This is a genomic window from Peptoniphilus sp. BV3AC2, assembly GCF_000478945.1.
GTDB lineage: Bacteria > Bacillota > Clostridia > Tissierellales > Peptoniphilaceae > Peptoniphilus_B > Peptoniphilus_B duerdenii.
The window spans coordinates 80252-88469 of sequence record NZ_AWXD01000004.1 but is presented as its reverse complement, the minus strand read 5'-3'; the positions used below and the strand labels follow the sequence as shown (position 1 = coordinate 88469).

8 protein-coding genes are annotated in these 8218 nt (G+C 34.0%); 7 read left to right on the top strand and 1 reads right to left on the bottom strand.

Features of this window, described 5'->3' with window-relative positions:
* Nucleotides 1-72: 72 nt before the first annotated feature.
* Nucleotides 73-543: a glutathione peroxidase gene (locus HMPREF1252_RS00515; RefSeq protein WP_023058874.1), complete on the bottom strand. Its 471-nt coding sequence runs from the start codon at nt 541-543 to the stop codon at nt 73-75.
* Nucleotides 544-767: 224 nt separating this feature from the next.
* Between HMPREF1252_RS00515 and mraZ the strand changes: the two genes are divergently transcribed.
* The 7 genes from mraZ to HMPREF1252_RS00480 all read left to right on the top strand — a co-directional run bounded on the left by mraZ (nt 768) and on the right by HMPREF1252_RS00480 (nt 8218).
* Entirely contained in the window at nt 768-1199 is a 432-nt protein-coding gene (gene mraZ, locus HMPREF1252_RS00510) for a division/cell wall cluster transcriptional repressor MraZ (protein WP_023058846.1), read from the top strand.
* Nucleotides 1196-2140, top strand: a complete 945-nt coding sequence (gene rsmH, locus HMPREF1252_RS00505) for a 16S rRNA (cytosine(1402)-N(4))-methyltransferase RsmH (RefSeq protein ID WP_023058868.1) — start codon at nt 1196-1198, stop codon at nt 2138-2140. Before mraZ ends, rsmH begins: the two co-directional genes overlap by 4 nt.
* 99 nt (nt 2141-2239) lie before the next feature.
* On the top strand, nt 2240-2521 hold the full coding sequence (locus HMPREF1252_RS00500) for a septum formation initiator (RefSeq protein WP_023058891.1): 282 nt from the start codon (nt 2240-2242) through the stop codon (nt 2519-2521).
* A 9-nt stretch (nt 2522-2530) separates the two neighbouring features.
* Nucleotides 2531-4864, top strand: coding sequence for a PASTA domain-containing penicillin-binding protein (locus HMPREF1252_RS00495; RefSeq protein ID WP_023058889.1), 2334 nt, complete (start codon nt 2531-2533; stop codon nt 4862-4864).
* Between the two features lie 9 nt (nt 4865-4873).
* Nucleotides 4874-5824, top strand: coding sequence for a phospho-N-acetylmuramoyl-pentapeptide-transferase (gene mraY, locus HMPREF1252_RS00490; protein ID WP_023058881.1), 951 nt, complete (start codon nt 4874-4876; stop codon nt 5822-5824).
* Between the two features lie 10 nt (nt 5825-5834).
* Nucleotides 5835-7130, top strand: coding sequence for a UDP-N-acetylmuramoyl-L-alanine--D-glutamate ligase (gene murD, locus HMPREF1252_RS00485; RefSeq protein WP_023058858.1), 1296 nt, complete (start codon nt 5835-5837; stop codon nt 7128-7130).
* A 2-nt stretch (nt 7131-7132) separates the two neighbouring features.
* Nucleotides 7133-8218, top strand: a complete 1086-nt coding sequence (locus HMPREF1252_RS00480) for an FtsW/RodA/SpoVE family cell cycle protein (RefSeq protein ID WP_023058870.1) — start codon at nt 7133-7135, stop codon at nt 8216-8218.

The following is an 8218-nucleotide window of genomic DNA, read 5'->3' as shown; positions in this document are numbered from 1 at the left end:
CTTTTTGATTATTTTTTAGTATGGAAATTTTATTTTAATTTAAAATTGAAGATTTTCTTTTTTTAAATTACTTTACAACAATTCTTCAATCTTTTCTTCGATTTTCTCAGGTTTTGTAGAAGGTGCAAATCTATCAGTCACCTTACCATTTCTATCCACTAGAAACTTAGTAAAGTTCCATTTGATAGCACCGCCCAAGATTCCTTTTTGTTGAGATTTTAAATAAGTAAATAGAGGAGATTCATTCTCTCCATTTACATCCACTTTTTCAAATTGTGGAAAAGTCGTTCCAAAATTTAAACTGCAAAAACTTTTAATCTCATCTGAATTTCCAGGAGCCTGACCGCCGAATTGATTACATGGGAAATCTAAAATAACAAACCCTCTATCCTTATACTTTTCGTACAGTGCTTCCAAACCTTCGTACTGTGGCGTAAATCCGCATTTAGTAGCAGTATTTACTATGAGCAGTACTTTTCCTTCAAAATCTTTTAAGGAAATATCTCTTCCTTCATTATCTTTAACAATATAATCGTAAATCATAAATTCCTCCACTGAAAAGATACCCAATTAATCAAAAAAAGTATGTAATTTTAGATAAAAATTTAAAAAATCATAAGAAATATAAAAAAAACGAAGAAAATTAAAAAAATTTGAAAATTATCGCATAATCTTGCTAAAAAGACTAGTATTTGGAACGGATGTGTTGTAGAATATAGTTAATGGGAGAGGAATGGAGTGAATTCACACCTAATGGAGGAATATGTATGTTAATTGGGGAATACAATCTAACTCTTGATGATAGAGGCAGAATAATAATTCCATCAAAACTTAGAAATGACCTTGAAGACTCTTTTGTAATGACAAAAGGTCTCGATGGCTGTATTTTTGTGTACCCAAAAACAGAATGGGAAGAAATCTCAAAAAAGGTTAGATCCCTTCCTCTAAGCAGCAAGGAAGCCCGTGCTTTCCAAAGATCTTTCTACTCCAAGGCTGTCCTAACAAATTTAGATAAACAAGGCAGGGTTTTGATTCCTCAAAGCTTAAGAGATCACTCAGGGCTTGTAAAAGACGGAATAATCGTGGGACTTGATGTGAGGGCAGAAATCTGGTCTCTAGAAAAATGGCAAGAAATGGATGAGGATTTAGAATCTAGCTACGAAGACAATGTGATGACATTAGGCGGTGAGATGCTATGACAAACTTTGAGCATATCCCTGTACTTTTCAATGAAACTATAGAAGGTTTAAATATTCGAGAAAATCACATATATATGGACTGTACAATTGGCGGTGCAGGCCATAGCAGTGAAATTTTAAAAAGGCTAAATGGTACTGGTCTTTTAGTTGGGATAGACCAAGATGAGTTTGCACTTTATACATCTGAGAAGAGACTTAGAGAAATTGGAGATAATTTTAAACTATTCAACAATAACTTTGAGCTTTTCAGAGAAAATCTAGATTCACTTGGAATTTCTAAGGTGGATGGAATTCTCCTCGATTTGGGAGTGAGTTCCCATCAATTTGATGAAGCATCTCGAGGATTTTCTTATAATTATGACGCACCACTTGATATGAGAATGAATAAATCCACCCGAATCACTGCAAAAGATATTGTGAATACATATTCTAAAGAAGCACTTATGAAGATATTCTACGAATATGGAGAAGAAAAATGGTCTAAGAGAGTTGCAGAATTTATAGTTAAGGCAAGAAACTCAAAATCCATTGACACCACATTTGAACTAGTAGAAATTATAAAAGCTGCCATTCCAAAAGGAGCTAGAAGTGGGGGACCACACCCAGCTAAGAGAATCTTCCAAGCCCTTAGAATAGAAACAAACGATGAGCTTGGAGTGCTTAGAAGGAGTCTGGGAGATATGATTGAGTCTTTAAACCCAGGAGGCAGAATCTGTATAATATCATTCCATTCACTGGAAGATAGAATCGTAAAGGACACATTTAAGTACTACTACTTGGACTGTATATGTCCACCGGAAGTGCCAGTATGTACTTGTAATAAAAAAAGAGAGATAGAAATAATAACGAGAAAGCCGATCACAGCATCTAAAGAAGAACTTGCTATTAACAATCGTGCTCACTCTGCAAAACTGAGAATTGCTGAGAAGCTAGAGGTATAAAATGAAGAAGAAAATAAAAAATCAATAAAAAGAAAAATAAATATCCCTCTTGTGCTAACAGCATCTATTGTTATAATATTAATTGGAACTGTTTCAGTTTTGAGATCTCAAATAACTAAACTCGACAATGAAATCATCGCTCAAAGTTCTGAGATAAAAGATTTGGAAGAAACCAAGATGTCATTAGAAGGAGAACTTCAAGGAATTGTTAGTTCAAACAATTTAAAGGAAGTTGCACAATACAGACTGGGAATGGTTTATCCAGAAGATAATCAAATAGTTTATATAGATGTAAAAGATGATAAGCAAAAAAGCGATGTAAAGAACAATGTATTTCTAAGTCCTATTGTTTCAGTTTTGAAGTCATTTACTAGAAATTAGGAGGCACTTTTGAAAAGAAGGAAAAATAAGACGACCAGGGGCAGTTTTAAAGGCGATGTACGGACAGTTTTTAACCGTAGAATTTTCTTTTTACTAAGCTTCCTGGTTTTATTTTTTATATTACTTATATTTAGATTATTTTATATACAAATATTTAAATCTGAAGATTTAACTAAACAAGCCCTTAATCAGCTTACAAAGAAAGAAGCGATTAACTCAAATAGAGGGCTTATATACGATGCAAACAAAAAGATTCTTGCTTTGAATGTGTCGAAATCTAAAATTTATTATGATTCAAACAATATAAAACCGGATAAAGGTATACAAAAGGGAAAGAAGGAATCGGAAGAAGCATACAAAAAGAGAATGGATGATTTCGCAGCCATTAGACAGAAGAAATTGGAAGATGATGCGAGGTATTTTTCAAATATTTTAAATCTTGATGAAAGGGAAACTCTAGTTAAAATTAGTCAAAACAAGAGAGTGACCCTTGCAAAAGACGTTGATAGAAAGATTGCTCTTGAAATCAGAGAACAAAAGAATAAATGCGTCAGCTTTGATGACTATATTAAAAGATTCTATCCATTTGGAAAATCTATGAGTCATGTGCTTGGATTTCTTGACAATGAAAACTATGGTATCTATGGGCTTGAAAGACAGTTTGACGATGAACTTGTAGGTATTAAAGGTAAATCTATAAAGATTAAGGACGAACAGCTTAAGCAAATTCCTATGACTGACGAGAAGCAGTATGCTCCACAGGACGGGCTTGATCTTGTAAGTACAATCGATGTAAATATCCAAGGGTTCGCTGACAAAGCTGCTGAAGAATCTAAATTAAAGACGGAAGCGGAAAGGGTCACAGTCATAGTACAAAATACTAAGACTGGAGAAATCCTAGCCATGGTGGATAAAGATGACTACGATCCAAACTATCCAAGACTTCCAATAAATGAAAAACAAGAAAAAGATTTTAAAAATTTGTCAGAAGAAGAACTGATAAAGGCTTGGAGTGACAACTGGAAAAATTCTAGTATCGAAAGTCAATACGAGCCAGGTTCAACATTTAAACTTATAACTGCAGCTTCTGCTCTAGAAGAGGACACTACAAATTTACAAAAGACATACACATGTCCAGGAGTTCTAACGGACATGAAAGGCGTAAGAATAACCTGTACATCTAGTCGTAGAGGCTCAAAAACTCTGGCAGAAGCAATGGCAGAATCTTGCAATATTTCATTGGTAAAGATAGGTAGAGAACTTGGAGCAGAAAAATTCCTTAAATTTATAAGATCCTTTGGTTTTGGAGAGAGAACAGGTATAGATCTAAGAGGTGAAGTGAAGGGAACTATTCCAGCTTCAGCAAATCAAATTTCTAAGGTTGCAATCTCAACTATTAGTTATGGTCACGGTATAGCTGTTACTCCAATTCAACTTATAAATGCGGTGTCTGCCATAGGGAATGGCGGCTATTTAAACAAGCCTTTAATCGTAAAAGAATTGGTGGACAAAGAAGGAAATGTAATAGAAAAATTCAAAAAGACCACCTATAGAAGAGTTATATCTGAAGAAACTTCTAAAACCATGAGGGAGCTTATGAGGGGTGTTGTAGAAGAAGGTACCGGTAAGTATGCAGCAGTTCCTGGCTACAAAGTCGGAGGCAAAACTGGTACAGCTTATATAGCTTCATCAAAAGGTGGTTATGAAGATGAATACTATTCATCATTTATAGGACTTGCTCCTATTAAAGATCCAGTGATAACCGTACTAGTAGTAGTTAAAAAGCCGGTAGGAAATTTCTACGGCGCAACAGTTGCAGCGCCGGTTGCAAAAGAGGTAATGCAAGAAACTTTGGAATACTTAAAGATTCCAAAGACAGAGAAGATAGATAAAGTAGACAATAAAGAACAAGTGGTGGTCCCAGATGTAACGGGAAGACTTGTGATGGATGCAGGTAAGATAATAGTCAATTCAAACCTTAAATTCTCATCAGACAAATCCAAAGTTACAGAAAACTCCGTAGTAGTTTCACAAAGACCAGCAGCAGGAGAAATGGTACCGCAAGGAAGTATAGTTGATATAACTGTAAATGAAAACACTGAAAAGATGGTGCCTATGCTTATTGGTAAGAGTAAGGAAGATGCAGAAAAAGTGCTTTCTGAACTTGGAATTAAGTATAAAATAGAAGGAGAAGGCTATATTACCAGCCAATCTATTAAGGCAAAGACAATAGTTACAGAGGAAGTAATAGTCTTGACCACCGACAGAGACTTCGATAAAGTTGAAGAGTCAGTTATAAATAACGACAAAAATAATAAAAATGAGGATAAAAATAAAAATTAGGAGTATGAGATGAAGTATTTAATATCATTTGTACTAGGAGCTGTAATCTCACTAATTCTAGGACCGATAATAATACCGGTTCTTAAGAGTATGAATGCAGGTCAGAGTATCAGAGAAGATGGACCAGAGAGTCATTTGACAAAAGCGGGTACACCAACCATAGGTGGGCTTATTTTTCTATCTTCATTTTTAATATCAAATATAGTTTTGACTAATTTCTCAGTAGATTTTTTAATAGTTCTATTTGCAACATTTGCATTTGGAGCTGTGGGATTTATAGACGACTATATAAAGGTAGTTAAGAAGAGAAATCTTGGACTTACTGCGATTCAAAAGTTGGTTCTACAAATTATATTCTGTTTAGTAGTTCTATATTTTCAATACAATTCAAAGGAGCTATCAACAGAAGTATACGTTCCATTTGTAAAGAAAATGGTGAGCTTCAACTATTTCTATATACCATTTATAATATTTGTAATAGTTGGTGTAGTGAACTCTGTAAATTTAACAGACGGGCTTGATGGACTTAGTTCAGGAGTTACAACTATAGTTTTACTATTTTTCGCAGCAGTAGCACTTAAATTTGAAAGATATTCAATAGCTATAGCATCATTTGTACTTGCTGGATCATTGGTTGGATTTTTAAAATTTAACAAATTCCCAGCCAAAGTATTCATGGGAGATACAGGATCATTGGCTCTAGGAGGAGCAGTAAGTTCCATAGCAGTGCTTCTTAATATTCCGCTTTTACTACCTGTAGCTTGTGGAGTTTATTTTATAGAAACTTTATCTGTAATACTCCAAGTACTAAGCTATAAAATAAGAGGGAAAAGAATATTTTTGATGTCACCACTTCACCATCACTATGAACAAAAAGGATGGAAGGAAACAAAAGTTGTAAAAGCATTCTACATTGCACAGATAATTCTATGCATACTAGGATACTTGCTAATAATTTAATGGTAAAGAAATGAAAATTTTAATAATAGGAACTGGAACAACAGGTAAATCCGTCTATAATTATGCAAAAAAACACGAAATAGATGCGTTTATATTAGATGAAAGAGAAAATTATGATGGATTTGAAAGAGAAGATATATTTAACGGCGACTTTAGCGGCATAGATTTTGCTGTTAAAAGCCCAGGAATTAAACCTGAATCCAAAATAATAAAAAAATTAGAAGATAAAAATATAAAGATAATTTCTGATATAGAATTCGCTTCATATTTTTATAAAACAAAGGATATAGTCGCAATAACTGGCACCAATGGAAAAACTACCATAACTACACTTGTAAATGAAATATTAAACAAGGTTGGAAAATCTTATGCGGTAGGAAATATAGGGGTTGGAGTCATGGATGTTATTGACTATGATCCGAAATTCATAGTTTGTGAAGCTAGTTCATTTCAACTAGCTTATATAGACAAGTTTCATCCTCATGTAGCTGTTATAACAAATATAACAAGCGACCATTTGGATTGGCACAAGACTGTAGAAAATTACAGAAAAGCAAAAGAAAACATATATAAAAACCTAGAAGAGGATGATTATTTAATCTTAGGCGCATCATGTGACTATGTAAAGACTATCAACGCAGGAGTAAAAAACACTTATTATTATTCCTACGATGATCTAGGAAGACCAGGACTTTTCACAAAGGATGGAGAAATAATTTTTAGACATTTTGATGGTACTTTAGAAAATATTATGAAGGTATCAGATGTCTTTATAAAGGGTAGACACAATATTGAAAATGCAATGGCTGCCATACTTTCTGCATATTCACTGGGAGTGGATTTAGAAATAATTGTAGATACGATTAAAAACTTCAAGGGTGTTGAACATAGAATTGAGTTTGTAAGGACTTTTAATGGAATAAGTTATTACAACGATTCTAAGGGAACAAATCCAGATAGTACAGATGTGGCTCTTAAAGCTTTTGAAAAATCGGTATTAATAATAGGCGGATACGACAAGGGATCTGACTTTAAAAAACTTTTGGAAGATAACAAAGATAAAATCACATCTCTTGTAGTTATGGGTGCAACCTCAGAGCTTATTATAAACGAAGCAACAGAACTTGGAATTGAAACTACAAGAGTAAAAGATATGGAAGAGGCGGTTTCTGTAGCTACTACCATTGCAAGAGAAAATAATTCTGTAGTTCTACTTTCACCTGCGTGTGCTTCATGGGATATGTATCCAAACTATGAAGTAAGAGGAAGGCATTTCAAAGAAATAGTAATGGGATTGGAGAGATAATTTTGAAAGATAAACTTTTCAAAAATGTAGATAGAACCCTATTAATAGTAACTATAATATTGGTATTATTCGGAGTTGTATTCATAACCTCTGCTGGTATTCCAAATGGAGTTAAGAACCACGGAGATGAATACTATCAAATAAAGACACATATTCCACTACTTATGGTGGGAATAGTTGCTATGTTAATAGGTACAAAACTATCCAGGAGACAACTTCAATTTTTTGGAGTAATAGGATTTTTCCTATCATTAATTGCAGTTGCGCTCTTATTTACGAGCCTAGGTAAGACTGAACATGGTCAAGTCAGGTCAATATTAATTCCTGGGATTAACAAAGGATTCCAACCTTCAGAATTTATAAAGGTAAGTTCTATTATATTTTTTGCAAGTTTTCTCTCCCAGGTTAGAAATAGGATTGATGATTCCAAAATATTTATCTATGCCTTAGCGGTTATGGGACTATCAGCGGGTCCAATACTATTTAAAGACTTTTCAACCGCTGCAGTTATAGGAGCTACTCTTTTTATAATGCTCTTTGCAGCAGGAATGAAAAATCATCAATTCGTAGTAATAGCTGCCCTTGGATGTATAGTGGCGGTTTTATTCGTAACTAAGTATGGATATAGAATGGATAGGTTCAAAGGATTCTTCTCTGATGAGATGAATAAGGAGACTTATCACCAATTTCAATCTCTATATGCAATGGCGGTAGGCGGACTCTTTGGAGTAGGATTATTTCATTCAAGATTTAAATACAATATATTTGCCGCCCATTCAGATTTTATAATTGCGGTTATAGCTGAAGAGATAGGACTGTTTGGAGTGCTAATAATAATTATTTTATTTGTAGTATTTATATATAGGGGGTATACTATATCATATAGGGCAGAAAATTACTTTGATAAACTGGTGGCACTGGGAATAACTTCCTACATTGGTGTCCAAGCCCTATTTAATATTGCCGTTGCCTGCAAATTTATGCCCGCAACAGGGATTACACTTCCATTTGTATCATACGGAGGTACATCTATTATAGTTGCACTAGGCTCTGTAGGAATATTACTAGGCATTTCAAAACGAGGTTAA